Source organism: Kribbella sp. NPDC051718 (assembly GCF_040681515.1).
Taxonomy (GTDB): Bacteria; Actinomycetota; Actinomycetes; order Propionibacteriales; family Kribbellaceae; genus Kribbella.
Genome location: NZ_JBFAYZ010000002.1, coordinates 649,241 through 669,920, shown reverse-complemented (window position 1 = coordinate 669,920; position 20,680 = coordinate 649,241). Strand labels below are relative to the sequence as shown.

The 20,680-nt window shown below is 68.3% G+C and carries 23 protein-coding genes and 1 pseudogene; 14 read left to right on the top strand and 10 right to left on the bottom strand.

What is annotated here, in order from left to right; all coding sequences use genetic code 11:
• Positions 1–102: 102 nt before the first annotated feature.
• The 3 genes from lon to AB0M15_RS09770 all read right to left on the bottom strand — a co-directional run bounded on the left by lon (position 103) and on the right by AB0M15_RS09770 (position 4,629).
• Positions 103–2,454 carry an endopeptidase La gene (gene lon, locus AB0M15_RS09780; protein WP_363815841.1) on the bottom strand — a complete coding sequence of 784 codons (2,352 nt, stop codon included), beginning with the start codon at positions 2,452–2,454 and terminating at the stop codon, positions 103–105.
• 106 nt (positions 2,455–2,560) lie between these two features.
• The gene (locus AB0M15_RS09775) at positions 2,561–3,682 is read right to left on the bottom strand and encodes an ArsA family ATPase (protein ID WP_363815839.1); all 1,122 of its coding nucleotides are present in this window, start codon (positions 3,680–3,682) and stop codon (positions 2,561–2,563) included.
• A complete protein-coding gene (locus tag AB0M15_RS09770) occupies positions 3,679–4,629 on the bottom strand; it encodes an ArsA-related P-loop ATPase (RefSeq protein ID WP_363815837.1) in 951 nt (316 codons plus the stop codon). The genes AB0M15_RS09775 and AB0M15_RS09770 overlap by 4 nt, the downstream gene beginning before the upstream one ends.
• Positions 4,630–4,691: 62 nt before the next feature.
• Here AB0M15_RS09770 and AB0M15_RS09765 point away from each other — a divergent pair, with 62 nt between their 5' ends.
• The 6 genes from AB0M15_RS09765 (at position 4,692) to AB0M15_RS09740 (ending at position 8,464) form a co-directional block, all read left to right on the top strand.
• The gene (locus AB0M15_RS09765) at positions 4,692–4,853 is read left to right on the top strand and encodes a DUF4177 domain-containing protein (RefSeq protein WP_363815835.1); all 162 of its coding nucleotides are present in this window, start codon (positions 4,692–4,694) and stop codon (positions 4,851–4,853) included.
• A complete protein-coding gene (locus AB0M15_RS09760) occupies positions 4,850–5,311 on the top strand; it encodes a RidA family protein (protein ID WP_363815833.1) in 462 nt (153 codons plus the stop codon). The genes AB0M15_RS09765 and AB0M15_RS09760 overlap by 4 nt, the downstream gene beginning before the upstream one ends.
• A gap of 53 nt (positions 5,312–5,364) precedes the next feature.
• The gene (locus tag AB0M15_RS09755; protein WP_363815831.1) at positions 5,365–6,159 is read left to right on the top strand and encodes an NUDIX hydrolase; all 795 of its coding nucleotides are present in this window, start codon (positions 5,365–5,367) and stop codon (positions 6,157–6,159) included.
• On the top strand, positions 6,156–6,944 hold the full coding sequence (locus AB0M15_RS09750; protein ID WP_363815829.1) for an MBL fold metallo-hydrolase: 789 nt from the start codon (positions 6,156–6,158) through the stop codon (positions 6,942–6,944). The genes AB0M15_RS09755 and AB0M15_RS09750 overlap by 4 nt, the downstream gene beginning before the upstream one ends.
• A gap of 3 nt (positions 6,945–6,947) precedes the next feature.
• Entirely contained in the window at positions 6,948–7,355 is a 408-nt protein-coding gene (gene cynS, locus AB0M15_RS09745) for a cyanase (RefSeq protein WP_363816587.1), read from the top strand.
• 179 nt (positions 7,356–7,534) lie between these two features.
• Positions 7,535–8,464 carry a type IV toxin-antitoxin system AbiEi family antitoxin domain-containing protein gene (locus AB0M15_RS09740; protein ID WP_363815827.1) on the top strand — a complete coding sequence of 310 codons (930 nt, stop codon included), beginning with the start codon at positions 7,535–7,537 and terminating at the stop codon, positions 8,462–8,464.
• A 115-nt stretch (positions 8,465–8,579) separates the two neighbouring features.
• Here AB0M15_RS09740 and AB0M15_RS09735 read toward each other — a convergent pair whose 3' ends face one another.
• The 4 genes and pseudogenes from AB0M15_RS09735 to AB0M15_RS09720 form a co-directional block, all read right to left on the bottom strand.
• Positions 8,580–9,257, bottom strand: coding sequence for a Crp/Fnr family transcriptional regulator (locus AB0M15_RS09735; protein ID WP_328332586.1), 678 nt, complete (start codon positions 9,255–9,257; stop codon positions 8,580–8,582).
• 170 nt (positions 9,258–9,427) lie between these two features.
• Positions 9,428–9,895 carry a TIGR03618 family F420-dependent PPOX class oxidoreductase gene (locus AB0M15_RS09730; RefSeq protein ID WP_363815824.1) on the bottom strand — a complete coding sequence of 156 codons (468 nt, stop codon included), beginning with the start codon at positions 9,893–9,895 and terminating at the stop codon, positions 9,428–9,430.
• Positions 9,888–11,237, bottom strand: a pseudogene (locus AB0M15_RS09725) (carotenoid oxygenase family protein). Before AB0M15_RS09725 ends, AB0M15_RS09730 begins: the two are co-directional and overlap by 8 nt.
• A complete protein-coding gene (locus AB0M15_RS09720) occupies positions 11,237–11,791 on the bottom strand; it encodes a hypothetical protein (protein ID WP_363815822.1) in 555 nt (184 codons plus the stop codon). Before AB0M15_RS09720 ends, AB0M15_RS09725 begins: the two are co-directional and overlap by 1 nt.
• A gap of 96 nt (positions 11,792–11,887) precedes the next feature.
• On the opposite strand from AB0M15_RS09720, the gene AB0M15_RS09715 reads away from it, so the two are divergent.
• From AB0M15_RS09715 to AB0M15_RS09685, 7 genes are all read left to right on the top strand, one after another.
• On the top strand, positions 11,888–12,406 hold the full coding sequence (locus AB0M15_RS09715; protein WP_363815820.1) for a PadR family transcriptional regulator: 519 nt from the start codon (positions 11,888–11,890) through the stop codon (positions 12,404–12,406).
• A gap of 155 nt (positions 12,407–12,561) precedes the next feature.
• Positions 12,562–13,212, top strand: a complete 651-nt coding sequence (nth, locus tag AB0M15_RS09710) for an endonuclease III (protein ID WP_363816585.1) — start codon at positions 12,562–12,564, stop codon at positions 13,210–13,212.
• Positions 13,209–13,817 carry a TlpA disulfide reductase family protein gene (locus AB0M15_RS09705; protein ID WP_363815818.1) on the top strand — a complete coding sequence of 203 codons (609 nt, stop codon included), beginning with the start codon at positions 13,209–13,211 and terminating at the stop codon, positions 13,815–13,817. The genes nth and AB0M15_RS09705 overlap by 4 nt, the downstream gene beginning before the upstream one ends.
• Entirely contained in the window at positions 13,814–14,587 is a 774-nt protein-coding gene (locus AB0M15_RS09700) for a CoA pyrophosphatase (protein WP_363815816.1), read from the top strand. The genes AB0M15_RS09705 and AB0M15_RS09700 overlap by 4 nt, the downstream gene beginning before the upstream one ends.
• On the top strand, positions 14,584–15,756 hold the full coding sequence (locus AB0M15_RS09695) for a MarP family serine protease (RefSeq protein ID WP_363815814.1): 1,173 nt from the start codon (positions 14,584–14,586) through the stop codon (positions 15,754–15,756). The genes AB0M15_RS09700 and AB0M15_RS09695 overlap by 4 nt, the downstream gene beginning before the upstream one ends.
• A 39-nt stretch (positions 15,757–15,795) precedes the next feature.
• Positions 15,796–16,311, top strand: a complete 516-nt coding sequence (locus AB0M15_RS09690; protein ID WP_363815812.1) for a SigE family RNA polymerase sigma factor — start codon at positions 15,796–15,798, stop codon at positions 16,309–16,311.
• 1 nt (position 16,312) lies between these two features.
• Positions 16,313–17,041: a hypothetical protein gene (locus tag AB0M15_RS09685; protein ID WP_363815810.1), complete on the top strand. Its 729-nt coding sequence runs from the start codon at positions 16,313–16,315 to the stop codon at positions 17,039–17,041.
• On the opposite strand, the gene AB0M15_RS09680 is transcribed toward AB0M15_RS09685, so the two are convergent.
• Genes AB0M15_RS09680 through nhaA form a run of 3 tightly spaced genes read right to left on the bottom strand, consistent with a single transcriptional unit; the run spans position 17,036 to position 19,601 of the window.
• Entirely contained in the window at positions 17,036–17,884 is an 849-nt protein-coding gene (locus AB0M15_RS09680; protein WP_363815808.1) for an alpha/beta hydrolase, read from the bottom strand. The genes AB0M15_RS09685 and AB0M15_RS09680 overlap by 6 nt on opposite strands.
• A gap of 53 nt (positions 17,885–17,937) precedes the next feature.
• Positions 17,938–18,342: a phage holin family protein gene (locus AB0M15_RS09675; RefSeq protein WP_363815806.1), complete on the bottom strand. Its 405-nt coding sequence runs from the start codon at positions 18,340–18,342 to the stop codon at positions 17,938–17,940.
• A gap of 53 nt (positions 18,343–18,395) precedes the next feature.
• On the bottom strand, positions 18,396–19,601 hold the full coding sequence (gene nhaA / locus AB0M15_RS09670) for a Na+/H+ antiporter NhaA (RefSeq protein WP_363815804.1): 1,206 nt from the start codon (positions 19,599–19,601) through the stop codon (positions 18,396–18,398).
• 297 nt (positions 19,602–19,898) lie between these two features.
• Here nhaA and AB0M15_RS09665 point away from each other — a divergent pair, with 297 nt between their 5' ends.
• The gene (locus AB0M15_RS09665; protein WP_363815802.1) at positions 19,899–20,657 is read left to right on the top strand and encodes a GntR family transcriptional regulator; all 759 of its coding nucleotides are present in this window, start codon (positions 19,899–19,901) and stop codon (positions 20,655–20,657) included.
• Positions 20,658–20,680 lie beyond the last annotated feature (23 nt).

Genomic DNA, 20,680 nt, shown 5'->3' with positions numbered 1-20,680 from the left:
TTTATGTCACGTCAACCGGAGCGTGATTTCAAGCGTCTGTAGCAAGACGTGAAACAGCCGGCGAGACCCTTCACAGGTCTCGCCGGCTGGTCATTACCTACCTCAGGCGGCGAACTGCCGCGCGTCCACCTGGGCCGGCTCCAGGGCCAGTTCCAGTACCTCGCGGACATCGCTCACGGGGTGCACCGTCAGCTCCTTGAGCACCGACTCCGGCACGTCCTCCAGATCCGGCTCGTTGCGCTTCGGGATCAGGATCGTGGTCAGTCCGGCCCGGTGGGCGGCGAGCAGCTTCTGCTTCACGCCACCGATCGGGAGTACCCGGCCGGTCAGCGACACCTCACCGGTCATCGCGACCTCGGACCGTACCGGCCGTCCCGACAACAGCGACGCGAGCGCCGTGGTCATCGTGACACCGGCCGACGGGCCGTCCTTCGGTACCGCACCAGCCGGCACGTGGATGTGGGTGTTCCGCTCGGCCAGATCGCCGACCGGTAGCCCCAGCTCCGCACCGTGCGACCGCAGGTAGGACAACGCGATCTGCGCCGACTCCTTCATCACATCGCCGAGCTGCCCCGTCAACGTGACCCCGGTCGGGCCGGTCTCCTTGTCCGCCAGCGACGCCTCGATGAAGAGCACGTCACCACCAGCACCCGTCACTGCCAGTCCAGTGGCCACACCCGGCAGCGCAGTGCGCTCCGCCGAGTCCGGCGTGAACTTCGGCGACCCCAGGTAGCCCTTGAGGTCAGCAGCACCGATGGTCAGCGAACCCAGTTCCTCGCCCAGGGCGAGCTTGGCCGTGACCTTGCGCAGTACTCGGGCAATGGCGCGCTCGAGCTGCCGTACGCCGGCCTCGCTGGTGTACTCGCCGGCCAGCAACCGCAGCGCCGAGTCGTCGATGGCGACCTCCTCGACCGACAGACCGGCCCGGTCCAGCTGACGCGGGAGCAGGTGGTCGCGGGCGATGGTGACCTTCTCGTCCTCGGTGTAGCCGTCCAGCTGGACGAGCTCCATCCGGTCGAGCAGCGGTGCCGGGATCGAGTCGAGCACGTTCGCCGTGGCCAGGAAGACCACGTCGGACAGGTCCAGCTCGACCTCCAGGTAGTGGTCCCGGAAGGTGTGGTTCTGTGCCGGGTCCAGCACCTCGAGCAGAGCAGCGGTCGGGTCGCCCCGGTAGTCCGCGCCTACCTTGTCGATCTCGTCCAGCAGTACGACGGGGTTCATCGAACCCGCCTCGGTGATCGCCCTGACGATCCGCCCGGGCAGTGCCCCGACGTACGTCCGGCGGTGACCGCGGATCTCAGCCTCGTCCCGTACGCCGCCCAGTGCGACCCGGACGAACTTACGGCCCATCGCACGGGCCACGGACTCGCCCAGCGAGGTCTTACCCACACCAGGAGGACCCACTAGAGCCAGTACTGCGCCACTGCGGCGTCCACCGACCACTCCCAGCCCGCGGTCCGCCCTGCGGCGGCGTACGGCCAGGTACTCGGTGATGCGCTCCTTGACGTCGTCCAGGCCCGCGTGGTCCGCGTCCAGGATCGCCCTGGCCTCACGGATGTCATAGCCGTCCTCGGTCCGCTCGTTCCACGGCAGCTCGAGCACGGTGTCCAGCCAGGTCCGGATCCAGCCGACCTCGGGGGACTGCTCGGCCGTACGCTCCAGCTTGTCGACCTCGGCGAGCGCGGCCTTGCGGACGTGCTCCGGCAGATCGGCGGCCTCGACGCGGGCGCGGTAGTCCTCTTCCTCGGACTCGGCCTTGCCGTCCAGCTCGGCCAGTTCCTTCCGGACCGCGGCCAGCTGCTGGCGCAGCAGGAACTCCCGCTGCTGCTTCTCCATGCCCTCCTGGACGTCCTTCTGGATCGTCTCGGAGACCTCGAGCTCGGCCAGGTGGTCCTTGACCCAGCCGATCAGCTTGGTCAGCCGCTCGGAGACGTCAGCCGTCTCCAGCAGCCAGCTCTTCTGCTCGTTGGTCAGGTACGAGGCGTAGCCGGCCAGGTCGGACAGCTCCGCCGGGCTGGTCACCTGCTTCACCGAGTTGATGACCTGCCACGCCTCGCGGCGCTCCAGCACGGTCGTCACCAGGGCCTTGTAGTCGCGGGCGAGCTCGCCCGACTTGGCGTCGGTGATCTCGTCCAGAACCGTCGCGCCGACCCACAGGGCCGCACCGGGACCAGTGGTCCCCGCGCCGATCAGGACCCGGGAGACACCCCGGATGACGGCTGCCTGGGCTCCGCCCGGCAACCTGCCGATCTGCTCGATCTCACCGAGCGTCCCGGCCTTGGCATATTTTCCGTCCAGTCGCGGCACCAGGAGTACCTGGTCCGTGCCGGAAGCCTGTGCGGCATCGATGGCGGCGCGTGCCTCCGTGTCGGCCAACCGGACCGGCACGACCATTCCCGGCAGGACCACGACGTCGTCGAGCGGCAGTACAGGAAGATTCAACGTCTCAGTCACGCTGTCACACCCTCTGTTGAAGATTGAGTCTGACAGGCTCAACCATCGTCCCCACCAGGTCATTCCCGGGCCTTCCGGGCGTTCGCTGAGGGTGAAAAAGGTGACTTCAGGCGGTCAGCAGGTCACCGATCGCGCGCAGACCGGCCAGATCGTGCACGTCGTCGGGCAGTGCCGGTACGTCGATGGTCGCGATCGACCGGTGGCCGCGCCGGAACCGCTCGGCGCGTTTGCGGTCGCTGACCACCTGCTGCATGCGGTCGGCGTGCAAGCGCAGGACGGCGGCCGTCAGCGCCGACTTGTCGTCAGCCTCGAGCCGCTCGGCAGCCGCCAGCGCCTGCTCGGCCGAAACGCCCGGTACGTGGGTGGTCGTCACCCGGTTGAGGACGACCCCGGCGAGTGGCATGTTCTCCTCGCGGAGCCGCTCGGTGAAGTACGACGCCTCGCGCAGCGCATCGTTCTGCGGAGCGGCCACCACCAGGAACGCCGTGTGCGGCTCGCGGAGCAGCGCGACGGTCTTGGCGGCCCGCTCCCGGAACCCGCCGAAGAGGGTGTCGAAGGCGGCAGCGAAGGTCTGTACGTCGGTAAGCACCTGCGCGCCGAGCACCTTGTTCATCACCGACATGGCCAGGTTGACCCCGGCCGACATCAACTTGAACGGGCCGCGAGCCGGCGCGAGCAGCAGTCGCAGGAACCGTCCCTCCAGGAGCGAGGCCAACCGCTCGGGCGCGTCCAGGAAGTCGAGTGCCGACCGCGACGGTGGCGTGTCCACGACGATCAGGTCCCACTCGCCGGTCCGCTCGGACTGCTTGTACAGCTGCCCGAGCTTCTCCATCGCCATGTATTCCTGGGTGCCCGCGAAGGACGACGAAAGCGCCACGTAGAAGGGGTTCGCGAGGATCTGGTCGGCCTTCTCGGGCGTCGCGTGCGAGAGCACCACCTCGTCGAACGTGCGCTTCATGTCAAGCATCATCGCGTCGAGCCGGCCGCCGTTCGCGGGGTCGACCTCGGCGACGGCCCGGGGCGTGTTGTCCAGCTCGGTCAGCCCGAGGGACTGAGCCAGACGCCGGGCCGGGTCGATCGTCAGTACGACGACCTTCCGCCCGCGCTCGGCGGCGCGCAGGCCCAGGGCAGCAGCCGTCGTCGTCTTGCCCACGCCGCCGGAGCCGCAGGTCACGATGATGCGCGTGCCCGGGTCGTCGATCAGGGCATCCAGATCCAGGGCCGTCATGAACGCAACTCCTCAGCCAGGTCGAAGAGAGCGCCGTGGTCGATCCCGTCCGGCAGCAAGGCGAGCTCCGTCACTTTCTTGCCCAGGGCATCTATCCGGTCGCGGTTCTCGCGCTCCAGCCCGACCCGGACGGCGTGGTCGTGGGCCTCCTGCGCGAGTGCGGTCGTGAGCTCCTTGGTGACGGGGATGCCGGCCGCCTTGAGTCCGCGGGTGAGCTCGGCGGCGGGCAGTTTCTCCTTCACCGCAAGGGCGAGCGCGTCGTCGTCGAGCGGGCTGTGCCGGACCATGTTGACGACGATCGACCCGACCTTGAGGTCCAGCGATTCGAGTTGCTCGACCGCGTCCAGGGTCTCCTGGACCGGCATCTCCTCGAGCAGGGTGACCAGGTGGATCCGGGTGACGTCCGAGCGGAGCATGCCCATGATGGCGTCCGCCTGGTTGCGGATCGGGCCGACCTTGGCGAGCCCGGCGACCTCGTGGTTCACGTTGAGGAAGCGCCCGACCCGGCCGGTCGGGGGCGCATCCAGTACTACGGCGTCGTACGCGAGCCGTCCGTGGGCCTTCCGCCTGGTCGCCTCGTAGACCTTGCCGGTGAGCAGTACGTCGCGGAGGCCCGGCGCGATGGTGGTGACGAAGTCGACGGCGCCCACCTTGTCGAGTGCCTTCCCGGCGCGGCCGAGGTGGTAGTACATGTCCAAGTACTCGAGCAGGGCCGCCTCGGCGTCCACTGCGAGCGCGTAGACCTCGCCCCCGGCCGGGCCGACGGCGATCCGGCGTTCGACGTACGGGAGCGGTGGTACGTCGAAGAGCTGCGCGAGTCCCTGGCGGCCCTCCACCTCGACCAGCAGGATCCGCTTGCCCTGATCGGCGAGGGCGAGCGCCATGGCGGCGGCGACCGTCGTCTTGCCGGTCCCGCCTTTGCCCGTGACCACATGCAGCCTCGCCATGATCCCCAGACTAGGTCGTGGGCCACAGCACGCTCGCGTTGACGCCCGTTAGAGTCCCTCCCATGAAGAAGTTCGAGTACGCCACCGTGCCGCTCCTGGTCCACGCGACCAAGGAGATCCTGGACAACTGGGGGCAGGACGGCTGGGAGCTGGTCCAGGTCGTCCCCGGCCTCAACCCGGAGAACCTGGTCGCCTACCTGAAGCGGGAGATCACCCAGTCATGAGCCACCCCGAGGAGAAGCTGGCCGAGCTCGGCCTGAAGCTGCCCGAGGTCGCCAAGCCGGTCGCCGCCTACGTACCTGCGGTGCGGACCGGCAATCTGGTCTATACGTCCGGCCAGCTGCCGCTGCGCGAGGGCAGCCTGATCGCCACCGGCAAGGTCGGCGCCGAGGTCACTGCCGAGGTTGCCGCCGAGTGCGCCCAGCAGTGCGCACTGAACGCGCTGGCCGCGGTCAAGGCGGAGATCGGCGACCTGGCGAACATCAAGCGGATCGTCAAGGCGGTCGCCTTCATCGCCTCCACCCCCGATTTCACCGGCCAGCCCCAGGTCGCCAACGGAGCCTCCGAACTCTTCGGCCAGGTCTTCGGCGAATCCGGCCAACACGCCCGCTCCGCCGTAGGCGTCCCCGTCCTCCCCCTGGACGCCCCGGTAGAGGTAGAACTCATCGTCGAGGTCGGCTGACAGCCGGTCTTCCAATGGTCCGGAATCTGAAGTCACACCTCATGTCCGGCCGGATGGCAGCTGAGGCGCTCTCGTACCTGCGAGAGCGCCGCACACCGGTCGAGGCCCGGCCGGCCTCGACTGTCATCCTCACACGGGACACTGCGGCCGGACCTGAGGTCTATCTGCTCCGTCGGCAGCAGTCGATGGCGTTTGCGGCAGGGATGACCGTCTTTCCCGGTGGGCGCGTCGATGCGACCGACTCGTCTATCGCGGACTCGTGGTCGGGGCCCTCTCCGGAGTGGTTCGGGGGGCGGATGGGGTGTTCGGCGGAGGATGCTGCGGCTTATGTGGCGGCTGCGGTCAGGGAGACCTTCGAGGAGTCCGGGGTGCTGCTGGCCGGGCCAGATGCTGAGTCCGTGGTCAGCGACACCAGCGGGGACGACTGGGAGGCCGACCGGGTCGCACTGGAGTCGCGGGAGCTCGGGTTCGCCGACTTCCTGCACAGGCGAGGCCTGGTACTCCGCGCCGACCTGCTCGGCGTCTGGGCGCACTGGATCACCCCCGAGTTCGAGCCCCGACGCTACGACACCCGCTTCTTCGTCGCCGCGCTCCCGGCCGGCCAGGTCACCCGCGACGTGACCAGCGAGTCCGACCAGGTTGCCTGGATGCCCCCTGCCGAGGCAGTACGCGCAGTGGAGGCCGGGGAGATGCTCATGCTCCCGCCCACCTACCTCTGCTGCCGTGACCTGATCCCGTACGCCGCCGTGGCCGACGTACTGACCGCGTCGACCGACCGAGAGATCCGCCCGATCCTGCCGACGGTACGGGTAGAGAACGACCAGGCCTACCTGGAGACGACGACATGACAGCCGAGCAGGTCACCGCCTACGCATCCCGGGTACTCGCGGCGAACCCGGGTCCGATGACCCTGGAGGGCACCAACACCTGGATCCTCCGGGCCCCAGACGCCGACACTGCCGTGGTGGTCGACCCGGGACCGATGCTGGAGCAACACCTGCGCGCAGTGCTCGACGCAGTCGCGGAGTACGGGTGCACTGTCTCGGCGGTGCTGCTCACGCACGGGCACTTCGACCACTCGGAGGGTGCCGCGTGGTTCGCTTCGCAGGCCAACGCCCCCGTGCGTTCGGTCGACCCTGCGTTCCGCATCCCGACCGACCACGCGCACGGGCTCAACGAGGGCGACGTGATCACCTCAGGCGACCTGCGGATCGAAGTACTGCCGACTCCCGGCCACACGATGGACTCGGTCTGCTTCTGGCTCCCACAGGACGGCTCGCTCCTCACCGGCGACACAGTGCTCGGCCGCGGTACGTCGGTAGTCGCCCACCCGGATGGAGCCCTCGGCCCGTACCTGGAGTCGCTCGAGAGCCTCCGCGCCTTCGCCAACTCCCCAGCCGGCGTCGAGCGCCTCCTACCCGGCCATGGCCCGGTCATCACCGACCCGGGCGCAGTACTGACCCACTACCTCAAGCACCGCCAGGAACGCCTCGACCAGGTCCGCACGGCAGTTGCCGACGGCTACACAACCGCCGAAGCGATCGTCCAGCACGTCTATGCCGACGTAGACCCCATCCTCTGGCCCGCCGGCGAACGCTCAGTCCGAGCCCAACTGGACTACCTGAACGCCTAACCGCTGGTCTACTGTATACACGCCACTCGATGGGTCGAACTGGCCCGCGAGACCGGCCGCGGCAAGGTCTGGCTCACCGCAGCCCTCCTCGGCCAGCACCCGGTCAGCCAGGAACTGGCAGAGCAGGTCGGCAAGCTCCTGACCCTCGACGCCGAGGTGATCGAAGCCCTGCAACTCCCACCCGTCCGCGGCGCGCACGTGGTCGACACCACCGAGCCGGCCGTCTACCGGCTCACCGAGATCGTGCAGGTCTACGGCACCGCCATCAACGACCTGATCCGCGAGGAGTTCGGTGACGGCATCATGAGCGCCATCGACTTCGAGGTCGGACTCAACCGCGTCCCCGACCCCGAGGGCGACCGGGTAGTCATCACCCTGAACGGCAAGTACCTCCAGTACCGAGAGTTCTAACCCACTCACAGCGCACCCCAATCCTCGGCATTTCAGGGGTTAACCCCTCAACCGGTGGGTTGCCCTGCCGGAATCTCAGGGGGCAACCCACCAGTTGCAGGGTTAGCCCTTGAAGAGGGTTGTCCACAGGGGAAGGTGGAGGCCCAGCGGCGGGGACGGGGAATGGGGATCCTGGGGTGATGAATCCTCTGCTGAAGCTGATCGCCGTCGAACACGGCGGCGTTTTCAGTCGCGCTCAGGCACTCAGTTCCGGCTATACCAATGAGCAGTTGCGGGAGCGTCTGGCTGACGGTCGCTGGGAGAAGGTCCGCTACGGGCAGTACGCCGAAAAGGTGGAGCTGAGCCTGACCCCGTGGGAGAGGGAAACCTGGCTGCATCGACGGTTGGCCTTCGCGGTGGCGAACTCGATCGCACCCGGAGCGATTGCCCTCAGCCACCAGACGGCTTTGACCTTCCATGAAGTACCGCTGTGGGGAGTGGACCTAACCGAAGTACAGGTCAGTCGGCTGGATGGACGTCGTGGCGGACCGGTTGCTGGTGTGCGTCATCACCGGGGTCGGTTTGCGCCTAGCGAGCTTACCCAGATCGACGGGCTGACCGTGGCGACCGTGGCGCGAGCGCTCGTCGAGATGGCCTGTACGACGTCCTTCGAGGCTGGCGTAGTGAGCGCGGACGCGGTCCTTCGGGATCATCCGATCGAGCCGGCGGCCATGCTTGCCAGGATCGAGTTCTGGCCGGGAAGTGCTACCGCGAAGGCGGCTCTCGCGTTCGCCGACAAACGCTCGGAGTCGGTCGGGGAGTCGAGGTTGCGGGTTCTCTTTCACCAGCAGGGTCTCCCGGAGCCGCTACTCCAGGTGGAATTCGGTGACGCCGACGGCTTCATCGGCCGGGTCGACTTCTACTTCCCCGAGCAGGGCACTGTCGTCGAGTTCGACGGCTTGGTGAAGTACGCGGCGGGTGATCGGGAGACGCTGATCCGCGAGAAGCTTCGCGAGGATCGTCTGCGGGCGCTCGGTCTCGAGGTGGTTCGGATTGTCTGGGCAGACCTCAAGTGGCCGACCGACGTCGCCACGCGTGTCCGACGCGCCTTCGCCCGCCGCGCCGCCTGAGGAGTTGATCCCCGAGTTGGTGGGTTGCCTCCCGAGATTCCGGTGGTGCAACCCACCATCTGAGGGGTTAACCCCTCAGATGTCAGCGGGTGAGCAGGGTCAGCGGGTGAGTAGGTCAGCGGGCGCGGCGTTGGAGGCGTTCGATGTCGAGGAGGACTACCGAGCGGGGTTCGAGGCGGACCCAGCCGCGGGAGGCGAAGTCGGCGAGGGCCTTGTTGACGGTTTCGCGGGAGGCGCCGACCAGCTGGGCGAGCTCCTCCTGGGTGAGGTCGTGGTGGACGTGGACACCGTCGTCGGCGGTACGGCCGAAGCGGCTGGCCAGGTCGAGCAGGGCCTTGGCCACGCGGCCGGGGACGTCGGAGAACACCAGGTCTGCCACGACGTCCGAAACCTTGCGGAGGCGAGAGGCCAGCTGCAGCAGCAGGCCGCGGGCCACCTCGGGCCGGCCGGCCAGCCAGCGGAGCAGCTCGTCGTGGGTCAGCGCCATCAGCGACGCGTCGGTGACCGCGGTGACGGTCGACTGGCGCGGTCCGGGGTCGAACAGCGACAGCTCGCCGAACATCTGACCCGGGCCGAGCACGGCCAGCAGGTTCTCCCGGCCGTCGGCCGACGTCCGGCCGAGCTTGACCTTGCCCTCGACGACGACGAACAGCCGGTCGCCGGAGTCGCCTTCGTGGAACAGCACCTGGCCACGGCGCAGCCGGCTCTCGGTCATCGACGCGGTGAGCGCGTCGGCTGCCTCGTCGTCCAGCTGGCTGAACAGCGGTGCCTGTCGGAGCACTGCGGCGTCCACGAATGGGCCTCCTCGGACCTGAACTGCGACTTACGAGCAGGCCTTGAGCCCGCTCGGCGCCAGGCGGATCGCACCCGGTCGCCCCAAAACCGTAGCTCCTCCTGTCCACCCACCGCCACGTAGGCCCGCCGGGACTCGCCGGAACACCGTTCTGGCGGCCCTGAGCGGTCCTATCCACTGACGTCCAGAGCGGTGCCGTAGAGGCGGCTGACCTTCAGCCTGATGACGACCCTCCGCTCGGCCACCAGCTGGTCGAAGAACGCCTGCCCGAGGTCACCCTGTACGTCCGCCGGCAGCATGCCCAGCAGCTCCTGCCCGGTCGCGTCTCCCGCCACGGTGGTGACGTCCGAGATCTCAGCCACCCCTTCGGCCACCGCGAAGGACCAGTGGTCTGCCGCCGAGACGTGCAGCGCCGCCCGCGGATCGTTTCGCAACTGCTTCACCTTGACCCGATCGGCCGTGGTGGAGAACCGCACGATCCGGGCGGCCGGGTCCCAGTTGTAGAGCATCGTCGTCAGATGCGGGTGCCCGCTGCGCGTGTTGGTCGCCAGTACGCCGAACTGCTGCTCACCGAGCAACGCCGACAAAGCGTCATCCGCGAGCACGCGCGGAGCGGGCCCGCCTTGATCATCAGACATGAGTGGGAAGTCTCCCGTTGGTCGAGGATTGATCAGCGAGCCAGTTGCCGTGGAAACCGTACGGGACCCGAACCGGCAGGTGAACGGTCGCCACCGGTGGTGCGGCCAGGTCGGTTGCGTCGATGATGACGAGGTCGCTGGTGTCGGTGGCCGCGTCGTGGACGTACGTCATCAGCCACCCGTCGCCCCCGGGACGGCCGTCAGCCGGTACGAAGGCCGCCTCCCCAGGAGTACGCCCCGGCCCGAACTCGTGCGAGCTGACCCCGCCGTCCCGCAGGTCGTACCGGAGCAAAGCGCTCTGTCCGCTCGGATGCGCGACAGTCGCGTGCCCATGCCGGGAGTCCTACCCAGCAAGGCGATCGTCGATCCGGGGGAACTCGGCCGCCCGGTCGTGGAGCTGCTCCTCTCGGACCACGCCGGTCGTCAGGTCGATGGTCCAGCGCCACAGCGTCGCATCGTGGTTCTGGCCGCCGAACAACTCGGGATAGCGCATGACATGGAGAACGATCTGCTCGTGCCCGTCCGGTCCGACCTGGTCGTGAGCGTTGAGCGTGTGGAAGACATAGCAGGGGTCGATCGAGAACCAGCGCACAGCGCCGTGCGGGTCGTCGCGCCGCAGTACGCCGAGCCGCGCGCCGTACCCCTCGTTCCAGCGGAACGGCATCCCGGCACCCGACCGCGCGGTGTCCAGATCGAAGACCACGGGCAGGTCCATGAAGATCACGTGACCGGCCGACAGGTGGAAGTCGTGGTTCATCGTCGCCGCCGGAACGTCGATCGGACGGCTGATCACCAGCTCGCCGGTCGCGTCGGCGCGGTGATAGGTCAGGTACGGCGCCCGCAGGCTGTAGCCGAAGAAATGCAGCTCACCCGTGGTCGGGCAGGTCTTCGGATGCGCGGTCATCGCGGTCCGGAGCCGGCCATCGAAGTCATAAGGCCCGACCGTCTCCAGGTCGCAAGTGAGTTCGTAGGGGTAGGAGGACTCGACCAGCGCCAGCGTGCGCCCGGCGTGCCGGACCACATGCGTGTTGGCGACCCCCGCCGTCAGATCCAGGTTTCCTTCGGCGTCGTTGACCGTGGCGCCGTCGGTGAAGGTCGAGGTACGGACCCAGCGGTTGCGGTACGACACCGCACGGCCGGCCTCGAGTCGTACGCCGTGGATCATGCCGTCGCCGAAGAACCAGTGACCCGAGGCCGCATCATGTGGATTCGGTCCGTTGCGGAGGTACCAGCCGGTGAGTGCGGGCGGGATCTGGCCGGTCACCGGCAGGTCATATGCCGTGAGTTCCCGCTCGACCGGGGCGTAGTTGCCGGCCAGGTGCGGGGCGGGTGCGGTCGTCATCACGAGGCCCGGAGCTGAGCGGCCTTGGCCTGGATGTGGGCGACGTAGCGAAGGGTGAAGACCATCGGTACGACGAACCCCGCGACCTGTACGACGGTCCGCCCCATCGACCCGGAATGCGCCAGAGCCAGAAGGCATAAACCGGTCACGGCGAAGCACCCGGTCCACACGGCCGTGATGATCACGTTGACGCGCACGAACAGCGGCTGACCCCAGTACTCCCGGGGCGTCGTCTGCTTGGCGATACCCAATGTGAAGGGCTTGCGGATGGCCAACGAGATCCCGGCGATGAGGGCGAGCGTGCCGGACGACAGCGCCGCGGCGTACGGGTGCAGCCCGCTGTCCGGGTTGGTGAAGGCCACGACCGTGATGACGGCGAAGAAGACCGCCGAGCCGATCTCGATGATCAAGGCGTCCGGCGTGCGGCCGGCCCGGGTCTGCTGGGCGATCAGCCCGACGGAGAGGACCAGCGCGATCAACGCGGCCCAGTTCCAGTGGGCCGACGGGATGAGCGCGTAGACGATCCACGGGGCGAAGGTCCGGAGGTAGGACATGAGCGGTACTCCCTGATCGACGAGCTTCCGAATCTGACATGTCAAAAGTAGAAGGTCAGTTATCGACATGTCAAGAGTGGAAGGTAGAGTGGGGACATGAGCCTGCGACATGCCCTGCTCGGACTGCTGGTCGACCACCCCGCCAGCGGCTACGACCTGCTGAAGGCCTTCGACACCTCGCTGGCCAACGTCTGGCCCGCGACCCAGAGCCAGATCTACGGCGAGCTGACCAAGCTCGCCGACAACGGCCTGATCGTCGTCTCGGAGCAGGGCCCGCGCGGCCGCAAGGAGTACACGCTCACCGACACCGGCCTGGCCGAGCTCCGCCGCTGGCTCATCGAGACCGAGCCGCAGCGCACCACCCGCAGCGACGTCCTGCTCCGCGTCTTCTTCCTGGGCGTCCTCACCCCCCAGCAGGCTCGTGACTACCTGGACAGCCAGGCCGTCCACGCCGCCGAGCTGCACGCCAACCTCAAGGCGCTCGACGCCGCGATCGAATGGGACGACGAGGACCTCTCCGTCTACGGCCGCATCGCCCTGGAATACGGCCAACGCTTCACCGCGATGCAACAGGAGTGGGCCGAATGGGCCCGCACCCAGGTCAGGAGTACGTGACGGAAATCTTGTAGGTGGGCGGACGTAGGCTGGCCTGCATGCCGATCCAGCGTGTCGAGGCCCTGGCCTCTGTGGAATCCCCGCTCAAGCTGCCGCGGAAGGCGCCTGTTTTCACCGACGAGACGTCGACTCAGCTGGTCCGGCGGGCGCGCAAGATGCACAAGGTGCTGACCGAGACCTATCCGGACGCGCATTGTGAGCTCGACTTCACGACTCCGCTGGAGTTGCTGGTCGCCACCATCCTGTCGGCCCAGACCACCGACGTCACCGTCAACAAGGTGACCCCGACGCTGTTCGCGAAGTACCCGGACGCGATCGCGTACGCCGAGGCCGATCGCGAGGAGATGGAGGCGATCCTCAAGCCGACCGGCTTCTTCCGGGCCAAGACGAACAGCCTGCTCAAGCTCGGCCAGGCGCTCGTCGACGACTACGACGGCGTCGTGCCGAACAAGCTGGAAGAGCTGGTCAAGCTCCCCGGTACCGGCCGCAAGACGGCGAACGTCGTGCTGGGCAACGCGTTCGGCATCCCCGGGATCACCGTCGACACGCACTTCGGCCGGCTGGTCCGCCGGTTCGGCTGGACCACCGAGGAGGACCCGGTCAAGGTCGAGCACATCATCGGCGAACTGTTCCCGAAGAAGGACTGGACGATGCTGTCACACCGGCTGATCTTCCACGGCCGCCGCCGCTGCCACGCCAAGAAGCCGGCCTGCGGTGCCTGTCCGATCGCGCAGTGGTGCCCCTCCTTCGGCGCCGGCCCGACCGACCCCGACCTGGCCGCGAAACTGGTGAAGATCCCAGCGTGACCAAGCCATCCAGCCCCCGTACTACGTTCCGCCACGCCGCGCTGATCGGCGTGCTGGTGGCGTGCGGGTTGCTGTTGGCTGCGTGCGGCGACCAAAAAGCGGCAACCCCACCGGCTGACGGCAAACCGCAAGCAGCCGGCCAACTGGTGCCCTGCCCGAGCGTCGAATCGCGCCCCCCGGTGGCCAACGCACTGCCGGACGTCAGCCTGCCCTGCCTCGGCGACGGCCCCGACATCCGGCTGTCCGACCTGCGCGGCCCGCTGCTTGTCAACGTGTGGGCGCAGTGGTGCGGCCCGTGCCGCAAGGAAGCGCCGTACCTGGCCGAGCTGCACGTCAAGGCGGGCGACAAGGTCAAGCTGATCGGCATCGACTACATCGACACCCGGCCGGACCTGGCGGTGAAGTTCGCCGTCGACCAGCAGTGGGACTACCCGCATGTCGCCGACCGCGACAAGCAGGTCCAGCAAGGACTCAAGATCGGCGGGCCGCCGTTGACCGCCTTCGTCGATGCGAAAGGTGCGGTCGTCTACGTGCACCGCGCGCCGTTCACGTCGCAGCAGGAGCTGGATCAGCTGGTACGCGAGAAACTGGGAGTGACCTGGTGAGGACCAGTACGACGTACGACGTGGAGCTGCCCGAGTTCCTGCAGCCGTTGCTGTCGGCATCCAAAGCGGTCGACCCCAAGGAGCTGTCGCGGTTCCTGCCGCCCGAGGACGACCCGGGCGTGCGCGGTTCGGCAGTACTGATCCTGCTTGCCGACGGCAACGATGACGACGGCCCCGACGTCTTGCTGACCGAGCGTGCCTGGACGTTGCGCAGCCATGCCGGCCAGATGTCCTTCCCTGGCGGCCGGATCGACCCTGAGGACGGCGACGGCGTCGAGGGACTGATCCGGACCGCGCTGCGCGAGGCCGAGGAGGAGACCGGGCTCGACCCGAGCGGGATCGACGTGTTCGCCGTCTGGCCGTCACTCTGGGTGCCGGTGAGCAACTTCGCCGTCTCGCCGGTGGTCGGTTGGTGGCGGGAGCCCTCGCCCGTGGCCGTGGTCGATCCGGCCGAGGTCGCCTCGGTGCACCGGGTGGCGCTCGCGGCGCTGGCCGACCCCGCCAACCGCGTCAGCTGCCTGCATCCGTCCGGTTTCACCGGCCCGGCCTTTACGATCGGTGACCTCTTCATCTGGGGTTTCACGGCCGGTCTGCTCGACAAGTTACTCAAGCTCGGCGGCTGGGCGCGCGACTGGGACCCCGGCAACGTCGTACCGTTGCCCGACCGACTGGTCGAGGCGGCCTGGCGGAGTGAGGGGCGGCGGCCGGAGGACGTTCGACGGCTGACAGCCATCGAGCACGACCTGGGGCGTCCGGAGGGTGTGGAGTGAGCGGTCTCGATATCGCGCTGCTGGTGGTGACGGTGCTGGTGGCGATCTCGGGTTACGTCGAGGGCTTCGTCCTCGGCGCCTGCGCCACGCTCGGGCTGCTGGCGGGCGCGGCGGTCGGCGTGTACGGCGTACCGCGGGTGCTGGACAACTTCTCGCCCAGCGTCGAGGTGTCCTTCGCGGCGCTCGTACTGGTCGTGCTGCTGGCGTCGATCGGGCGGACCGTCGGAGCGCTGCTCGGCTCCAGGTTGCGCAACAAGATCTCCTGGAAGCCGGTCAAGGCCGTCGACGCGCTGGGCGGCGCAGTACTGGCCGCCGCGTCGGTGCTGGTCGTCTCCTGGGTGCTCGGGGTGGCCGTCAGCGGCGCCCGGATCCCGAGCGTGACGTCCGCGGTGCGTGGCTCGCAGGTGCTCGCCAAGGTCGACGAGGCGTTGCCGGGTGGCGCCGACCGCGCGCTGCAGGCGTTCAACGACGTGGTGAACACCGATCTGTTCCCGCGCTTCCTCGACCCGTTCGTGCCGGAGCGGATCCGCGAGACGCAGCCGCCGGACGGCGCGATCGCGCGCAACCCGACCGTGCGGCTGGCGTACAGCCGGATCGCCAAGGTGACCGGTGTCGCGAACTGCTCGCGCGGCCTCGAGGGCAGCGGTTTCGTCTACGCCCCGCAGCGGGTGATGACCAACGCGCACGTGGTGGCCGGCGTCAGTTCCCCGAAGGTCGAGGTCAACGGCAAGTCGTACGACGCCAAGGTGGTGCTGTTCGACTCGAGCGTGGACATCGCCGTCCTCTACGTCCCTGACCTCAACGCCAAGCCGCTCGTCTTCGACAACGACGGCAAGGCCGACGCGACCGCGGTCGTGCTCGGCTACCCGGAGAACGGGCCGTTCGATTCCGAGCCGGCCAGGATCCGTTCCGAGGAGCGGCTGCGCGGGCCGGACATCTACGGCGACAAGACGGTCACCCGCAAGGCCTTCTCGATCTGGGCCCAGGTCCGCCCGGGCAACTCCGGCGGCCCACTGCTCTCCTCGAAGGGCACCGTGTACGGCGTAGTCTTCGCGGCCTCGGTGGAGGACAACCGCACCGGGTATGTGCTGACGGCTGAACAGGTCTCGGAGGACGCTGCGGCCGGGGCCAAGGCGACTCAGGAAGTCTCCACGCACAGCTGCACCTGATCCTGCAACAGATCGGGTCACCCACGGCGTTGGAAGGGTGTGACGATCACGGGCGGGGACACCGAGCGGCTCTCGTTCGACGAGTTGGTGATGTCGAGCGAGCGGCGCTTGCTGCGCCTTGCCCTGATGCTGTCCGGTGGAGTGCACAGCGCCGAAGACCTCGTCCAGACCGTACTGGCGCGAGCCCATCACCGCTGGGACCGGATCAGCGTCCTCGACAAGCCTGACGCGTACCTGAGCAAGATGGTCGTCAACGAGTTCCTGAGCTGGCGTCGACGCCTCAAGAACCAAGAACTGCCGCTGGCCGACCTCCCCGAAACCCCGGCCGGCGAGGACATCAGCGCCCGGCACGCCCAGCGAGACGCCGCCTGGCGCCTCCTTGCGGACCTCCCGCGCCAGCAACGCGCAGTACTCGTCCTCCGGTTCTACGAAGACCTCCCGGACACCGAGATCGCGGCCATCCTCGGCTGCTCGCCCGTCACCGTCCGCTCCAACGCCTCCCGCGGCCTGGCCACCCTCCGCGCCAACCTCCCGACCTCCGACAAGGACCACTGAAATGCCCAAGCTCACGGACGAAGAGGTCGGCCAACTCCTCCGCGAAACCTTCGCCGACAAAGAATCCCTCATCGACCAGTTGCCCGAAGCAACCAGTACACCGGCACGCCGCAAAGCCCCTGCCCTGCTAGCTGCAGCAGCCGTCCTCGTGCTCGTGGCCGGCGTCGCCGTGGCCACAGGTCTGAAGAGTGGGCCAGACGCTCAGCCGGTTGCCCAGAGCCCGTCCCCGGGAAAGACGGGGCCGACGCTCGAGGCGCAGGCCAAGAACTACCAACCTGACACTGGGGTGCTTGCCGGTGTTGCGGTCGCGGAGCTGGCCAAGTGGGAGCGGCCGGACGGGGGATGGCCGGTCGTCAAGGTGCTCAATGCGTCGTACTCCCAGGCGAGCTCTCCGACGGAGGCGGCAGGTAAGGGCACTCCGTTGAGCAAGCAGGAGCAGGCCGCCATCGCGAGGTCCGCTGGAGTTCCGATCGAATGGGTGGACAGCCGGCCGACCGGCCCGGACGTCTGCGACAAGGCGGACGGGACGCCATACGTCACGCTGGGACCGGTGGTCTTCAACAAGAGTCGCTCGTCCGCCACCATCGGGATGAGCATCTGGCGTGGGTGCATGGATGCGCAGTGGTTGACCTACCGTCTGGTGCCTGACGCTACCCAGTACAGCGGGGCCGGTGAGAGTGGCGATAGGTGGGCGGTCGCGGGGACGGTTGGGCCCGTCGCTGTGTCATAGGGACTGCAGCCACTCCAGTAGGAGCTCGTTGAAGAGGGTCGGTGTCTCCTCGTGTGGGAAGTGGCCGGCGGTGGTCAGTACTTCGTATTGGAGTGGCCCAGCGAGTAGTTCTGGGGGTGTGGTCGAGCTGGCTGGGTTGACTGCGCCGTCAAGGGCGCCGTGGACTTGCAGGACCGGGATGGCGACCGGCGTGCGCATGCGGGCGGAGTACCGGCGTCCGTCGGACCGTAGGCGCGAGCGTACGAACCAGCGGTGGTACTCGAGAGCGCAGTGCGGTGCGGGCCAGACCTGGAGCGCGGCCCGGTAGCGACGCGACGCCTCGGCGTCGGGGAAGGTGCCACCGGGGGCAGACCAGGCGCGGAGGAGTTGCTCGATGTGGATGCCGTCGTGGGCGAGCAACCGTCGCTCCGGCAGGATCGGCAGCTGGAACCAGCCCACCTGCGCCACCGACCGCAACTGCCCCGACCGCATCAGCTGCAGCGGGTGTGGAGCCGACACCGCCGCCAGTGCTCGAACCTGCTTAGACGCCAGTACCGCGGCCGACCACGCGACGAACCCACCCCACCCGTGCCCGACCACCACCGCATCGGTCGCCCCCAGCGACCTGATGACGCCTGACACGTCGGCCGAGACGGTGAACGGGTCATACCCTCGCGGAGTCTTGTCGCTGGCCCCATAGCCGCGCAGGTCCATCGCAACCGCCCTGTACCCCGCTGCGGCGACTACCGGCAGCTGATGCCGCCAGGCCCACCAGAACTCGGGGAAGCCGTGCAGGAAGAGCACCAAGGGATCGTCCGCCGCGCCACACTCCGCCACGTGGAACCTCGCCCCGTTGGCCGCCACCAGCGAATGCGACCACGGCCCGTCGACGAGTAAGTCAGATACCCCAGCGGGACTCAGTCGCCCTTGCCGATCGACTTGAGGGCCTCGACGGACTCCTTCGAGGTTTCGATCGCGCGCTGCGGGCCCTTCGCCTTGCCGAGCAGCCGCTTGCCGACCAGTACCAGCGCGGCCGCGATCAACAGGTAGAGCACGGCAACGATCAGGAAGGCCAGCGCCGGGTGCAGGCCGAGCGCGTTGACGCCGTACGCCGCGGCGATGGACAGCAGGATGATCGCCAGCAACGCCAGGAAGCCGGCGGCGCCGAACAGGCCCGCGCCGGTGCCGGCCTTGACCGCGGTCGACTTCAGCTCGGTCTTGGCGAGCTCGAGCTCGCTGCGCACCAGGCTGGACAGATCCTTGCTGGCATTGGCGACGAGCTGCCCGACAGTGGGCTCATCCTCGGTCTGCCCCATCGACATGGGCGCTCCTTCCACACTGGTCCTAGACCAAGACACTAGCTGGTACCCCCGTGCTATTCCTCGGCATACGCGCGGTTGCGGCGGAACAGCAGTGCTGCGGCGATCAGGGCGGACAACAGCGAGGCGACCAGGACGGCGGCCTTGGCGCGTTCGATCTGGGCGAGGTCGTCGCCGAAGGCGAGCTGGGCGATCAGCAGCGCGACGGTGAAGCCGATCCCGGCCAGTACCGAGACCGCGCCCACGTCGCGCCAGGCAAGGTCGGAGTTCAGCTCGGCCCGGGTGAAGCGCGCGGTCAGCCAGGAGCCGCCGAAGACGCCGATGATCTTGCCGGCCATCAACCCGGCGACCACCCCGATCGCGACCGGATCCGTCAGCATCGCACGCAACGCGTCACCGCTGAGCGTGACGCCCGCGGCGAACAGCGCGAACACCGGTACTGCGACGCCCGCCGACCACGGCCGCAGCCGGTGCTCGAGCCGCTCGGCCGGGGACCGCTCCTCGTCGGCGTCGGGCAGAACGCGAGTGACCAGGCCGAGCGCGACGCCGGCGATCGTGGCGTGGATACCGGACTCGTGCATGAACCACCAGGCCGCCAGGACGATCGGCACGTACAGCAACGGCGTACGGACCCGGCGGCGTTGGAGGAAGTAGAACGCCGCGATCAGGACGAGCGCCGCGAGCAGGTAGAGCAGGTTGATCCCGTGCGAGAAGAAGGCGGCGATCACCAGGATCGCGCCGAAGTCGTCGACCACCGCGAGGGTGAGCAGGAACGCGCGCAGCGCGCTCGGCAACGACCGGCCGACGATCGCCAGCACGGCCAGCGCGAACGCGATGTCCGTTGCGGTCGGCACCGCCCAGCCGTGTGGCTTGCCGTCGGCAACGGTCAGGTTGATCGCCGCGTAGATGATCGCCGGTACCGCCATCCCGCAGAACGCCGCGACCACCGGTACGACCGCCTCGCTGATCTTCGACAGCGTGCCGACCACGAGTTCGCGCTTGAGCTCGACGCCGGCCAGGTAGAAGAACAACGTCAGCGCGCCGTCGGTGGCCCACTGCTCGACCGTCAACGGACCGAGCTGCGCGTCCCGCAGGTGGTGGTAGCCGTCCTGCCAGGGCGAGTTCGCCCAGACGAGTGCGATCACCGCCGCCGCGACGAGCACCAGGCCGCCGGTCGTCTCGGCGCGCAACGTGTCCGCGAGGAAGGCGCGTTCGGACCCGAGGATCCGCGGGAAGGCTCGTCGTTTCTGCAGCAGCCGCACGGGGGGCTCCCCTTAAATTCAACTCAGCGTTCGGGCGTCGTCGGACCGATCGCCGACCAGACTTCCCGGCACACCAGGCGGCGGAGCGCCATCCCTCACTCTAACCGCCGTCACACTCTGTGCGCTCTGTTGTCGCCAAAGTTATGTCCTTCCTGCGAGGATGATTACTGGCGACCTGGGGTGCCGGACAGTAATGTCGGGCGTAGTTAGTGGTCTAGTAGAAAACTTTCAGGAGCACGCAAGCTCGCGACTCCCGGCAACCGGTTTGCCGGGCACATTCCCAGGGATACTGACGTCATGGCCCGCCCAAGGAACAACCCCGGTGACCTCGCGGAACTCCCGACAGAGCTCCGCACCGACCGGCCGAAGGGTGACCAGATCCGCGAGATTCTGAAGACCCTCACCCGCAGTCTCACCGCAGGAACGGTGCTGCCCTCGGAGCGCGTCCTGGCCGAGCGCTTCGGCGTCGCCCGGATGACGGTGCGCCAAGAGGTGGACAGGGTCGTCGCCGAAGGCCTCGCGGCCCGCCGGCCAGGCGGTGGCACGTTCGTCACCGAGCCACGACCGGCGCGGATGCTCACTTCGTCGTTCAGCCAGGACATGCGCGCCCGCGGCATCACCCCCGGCGCCAAGGTCCTCGAGCACAGGGTCGGTACTGCGGACGAGGCACTGGCCGGCGAGCTCGAAGAGCCGATCGGTGCGCCGGTACTGCACCTGGTCCGTCTGCGTACCGCCGACGGCGACCCGATGGCGATCGAGCGGACGGCGCTGTCCCTGCGGAGGTACCCGGGCCTCGAGGAACTCGACCTGGCCGAGGTCTCCCTCTACGACTCCCTCGCCACCCACTGGGGCGTCACCCTGGGCATGGTCTCCGCCTCGATCGTTGCCGCTCCACCGGACCCGGCCGACTGCGAGCTCCTCGGCATCGACTCCGCCGTCCCCTGCCTGATCATCACCTCAGCCCCTCGCACCGCCTCGGGCGAAGTGATCGAGTTCGGCCGGTCCGTCTACCGCTCCGACCGCTACGACATCACCGTCGCCTACCGCGCCACCTGACGCCGAGTAGACCAATTCCGGTA

What these genes read in the sequence shown, in the direction of transcription:
- AB0M15_RS09775 (WP_363815839.1), bottom strand. Translation starts at nt 3,682, where the DNA reads ATGACGGCCCTGGATCTGGATGCCCTGATCGACGACCCGGGCACGCGC.
- AB0M15_RS09770 (WP_363815837.1), bottom strand. Translation starts at nt 4,629, where the DNA reads ATGGCGAGGCTGCATGTGGTCACGGGCAAAGGCGGGACCGGCAAGACG.
- AB0M15_RS09765 (WP_363815835.1), top strand. Translation starts at nt 4,692, where the DNA reads ATGAAGAAGTTCGAGTACGCCACCGTGCCGCTCCTGGTCCACGCGACC.
- AB0M15_RS09760 (WP_363815833.1), top strand. Translation starts at nt 4,850, where the DNA reads ATGAGCCACCCCGAGGAGAAGCTGGCCGAGCTCGGCCTGAAGCTGCCC.
- AB0M15_RS09755 (WP_363815831.1), top strand. Translation starts at nt 5,365, where the DNA reads ATGGCAGCTGAGGCGCTCTCGTACCTGCGAGAGCGCCGCACACCGGTC.
- AB0M15_RS09750 (WP_363815829.1), top strand. Translation starts at nt 6,156, where the DNA reads ATGACAGCCGAGCAGGTCACCGCCTACGCATCCCGGGTACTCGCGGCG.
- AB0M15_RS09740 (WP_363815827.1), top strand. Translation starts at nt 7,535, where the DNA reads ATGAATCCTCTGCTGAAGCTGATCGCCGTCGAACACGGCGGCGTTTTC.
- AB0M15_RS09730 (WP_363815824.1), bottom strand. Translation starts at nt 9,895, where the DNA reads ATGTCTGATGATCAAGGCGGGCCCGCTCCGCGCGTGCTCGCGGATGAC.
- AB0M15_RS09720 (WP_363815822.1), bottom strand. Translation starts at nt 11,791, where the DNA reads ATGTCCTACCTCCGGACCTTCGCCCCGTGGATCGTCTACGCGCTCATC.
- AB0M15_RS09715 (WP_363815820.1), top strand. Translation starts at nt 11,888, where the DNA reads ATGAGCCTGCGACATGCCCTGCTCGGACTGCTGGTCGACCACCCCGCC.
- nth (WP_363816585.1), top strand. Translation starts at nt 12,562, where the DNA reads ATGCACAAGGTGCTGACCGAGACCTATCCGGACGCGCATTGTGAGCTC.
- AB0M15_RS09685 (WP_363815810.1), top strand. Translation starts at nt 16,313, where the DNA reads ATGCCCAAGCTCACGGACGAAGAGGTCGGCCAACTCCTCCGCGAAACC.
- AB0M15_RS09675 (WP_363815806.1), bottom strand. Translation starts at nt 18,342, where the DNA reads ATGTCGATGGGGCAGACCGAGGATGAGCCCACTGTCGGGCAGCTCGTC.
- AB0M15_RS09665 (WP_363815802.1), top strand. Translation starts at nt 19,899, where the DNA reads ATGGCCCGCCCAAGGAACAACCCCGGTGACCTCGCGGAACTCCCGACA.